Source organism: Saccharomonospora saliphila YIM 90502, from assembly GCF_000383795.1.
GTDB lineage: Bacteria > Actinomycetota > Actinomycetes > Mycobacteriales > Pseudonocardiaceae > Saccharomonospora > Saccharomonospora saliphila.
This window is the reverse complement of the sequence record NZ_KB912644.1, coordinates 1-2,068: the sequence shown is the minus strand read 5'-3', so window position 1 is coordinate 2,068 and position 2,068 is coordinate 1. Positions and strand designations below refer to the sequence as shown.

Below are 2,068 nucleotides of genomic sequence, written 5' to 3'. Positions count from 1 at the left end.
TGCTCGCGGTGGGCGGCGCCGGCTCGGGCCTGGCCGGACCCGCGCTGCTCGACGCCGCCGTGGAGCACGCGGGCGACCGTACGACGGCCTCGTTGCTGTCCGAGCTGGCGGTCGAGCCGTTGCAGGCCCAGGGCGAGGTGAACGTCCGCTACGTCTCCAGCGTCCTCGCGGCGGTGCAGGAGAACCTGGTGGGCCGCCAGATCGGCGAGCTGAAGTCGAAGCTGCAACGCCTGTCACCGACCGAGGCCGCCGAGGACTACCGCGCTCTGTTCGGCGATCTCGTGGCGCTGGAGCAGTACCGCAAGGCGCTGCGCGAGCAGGCCGTCGGGGGGTGGGACGGATGAGGCGCGCGGGACGGCCGGGGTTTCTCGGGCGGCTTTTCGGACCTCCGGTGCCGGAGCCGGTCCGCTCCGAGCTGGCCGCCGACGAACACGTGGTGGCGCACGCTCCGGTCGAGACGGGCGGGCACGTCGCCGTGACCGCGCTGGGCCTGTGGGTGCCCGACGGCGGCGCGTCGGTCCGCCGGATCGGCTGGCACCTGGTCAGCAAGGCGGTGTGGCGCGAGGGCGCGCTCACCGTCACCGAGGCCGAGGTCACCGGATACGCGGGGGATGCCGTGCTGCTGGCCGACCGAACGCCGGTGCGGCACGCACTGCCGAAGCCGGGGCGCATCCCGCATCTGGTCCGGCTGCGGGTCGAGAGCTCGATCCGCTCCCGCTACCACAAGGACCTGCCGGGCGGTGGCGCGTGGTTCGTCGTGCGCAAGCTGCCGGGTACCGACGGCGTCGTGCTCCAGGTGCGCCCCGATCCGGGCACCGATACCGATGTGGTGTCCGACATCGCCGAGCAGGCGGCGGCGAAGCTGGCCGACGGGTCGTGACCCGCGCCGGTCCGCCGGTGCTCGGGGCGGCCGGCCTCGGCGCGGCGGTCCGCGTACGCGTATCGACGTAGGCGGCTCGCGCGTGTGGACGGACGACGGGACGGACGGGCGGGCCTAGCGTTCCGGGTGGCCGGGTCGTGACCCGCCCCGGCCTCCGGTCCGCTTTGCGTCGAACTCGAAGGCTGCCGAATGAGGTCGCGTCCCCTGTCGCTTCCCGCGCTGCTCTGCTATGCCGCCGTCGCCCTCGCCGCCTTCGGCGGCATCCTGGCCGAGACGGTGGTGATCTACCCGAATGCGTTCCACGACGTTCCGGCCTCCCTCGCCGGGGCGATGGAGTTCTTCACCGTGACCGGCCCGGCCAACTACTTCCCGCCGCTCGGCGCGGTGACGGTGCTCCTGGGGATCACCGCGCTCGCGCTGTCGTGGGGCCGTCGCCCCGTGCGGTGGTGGGTGGCGGCGAGCCTGGTCAGTCTCGTGGTCGGCGAGTTCCTGTTCTCGGTGGTGTTCTTCTGGCCGCGCAACGAGCTGATGTTCACCGAGGGGATCGCCGTGCACTCGGCCGAGGTGCTGCGCCGGGCGGCCACCGAATTCGAGACGGGGCACCTGGCCCGGGTGGCACTGAGCGGCGTCACCGCCGCCCTGGCCGGGGCCGGGTTCCTGCGCGCTCACCGCGAGTCCGTCGTGGACGAGTTTCGCGCGGGTGTGAGCGCGAGGAGCGTGTGAGCCGTGGCCGATTCCCCGAAGCCCGCTCTGTCCCTGCCCGCGGTCGTCGGCCTCGCCGCGCTCGGTGTGCCGCGCGTGGTGGCGCACGATCTCGACCTCGTCGGCCCCGTCGGCAACGCCGTGCTCGTCTTCGTTCCCGTGTCGCTCTGGCTGGTGGTCGTGGTGGGGTGCCGGGTGGTGCGCCCGTTCCGCACGCTGCTGTCCGTGGGCGCGGCCTACGGCGTCCTGCTCGCGGTGACCCACCAGGTGCTGTGGATCGCGGCCCACGGCGGGCGGCCCCCGCGCCTGGGTGGCAACCTCGCGGGTGTGCTCTCGCCGATGTGGGAACAGGTGGTGCTGCGCGTGCTCGCCTCAGCCAGCGGGCTGCTCACCGGTGTCGCCGTGGGCGCGGCGGTCGGCGTCGTGGCGTGGGCACTCGTCCGCGTCGTGCCGGGACTCGCCCCGCGAGCGCCGCACGAGCACACG

At 73.9% G+C, this 2,068-nt stretch carries 3 protein-coding genes and 1 pseudogene; all 4 read left to right on the top strand.

The features are described from left to right. A pseudogene (locus tag SACSA_RS0108025) lies at window positions 1-344 on the top strand (DNA primase); the annotation flags it as partial. Then, window positions 341-880, top strand: coding sequence for a hypothetical protein (locus SACSA_RS0108020; RefSeq protein ID WP_048876559.1), 540 nt, complete (start codon window positions 341-343; stop codon window positions 878-880). The pseudogene SACSA_RS0108025 and the gene SACSA_RS0108020, both read left to right, overlap by 4 nt. A gap of 189 nt (window positions 881-1,069) precedes the next feature. After that, entirely contained in the window at window positions 1,070-1,603 is a 534-nt protein-coding gene (locus SACSA_RS0108015) for a DUF1772 domain-containing protein (protein WP_019814893.1), read from the top strand. A gap of 3 nt (window positions 1,604-1,606) precedes the next feature. Beyond that, window positions 1,607-2,068, top strand: a 462-nt coding sequence (locus SACSA_RS22045) for a hypothetical protein (RefSeq protein ID WP_019814891.1), incomplete at its 3' end; no start/stop codon positions are given.

What these genes read in the sequence shown, in the direction of transcription:
- SACSA_RS0108020 (WP_048876559.1), top strand. Translation starts at nt 341, where the DNA reads ATGAGGCGCGCGGGACGGCCGGGGTTTCTCGGGCGGCTTTTCGGACCT.
- SACSA_RS0108015 (WP_019814893.1), top strand. Translation starts at nt 1,070, where the DNA reads ATGAGGTCGCGTCCCCTGTCGCTTCCCGCGCTGCTCTGCTATGCCGCC.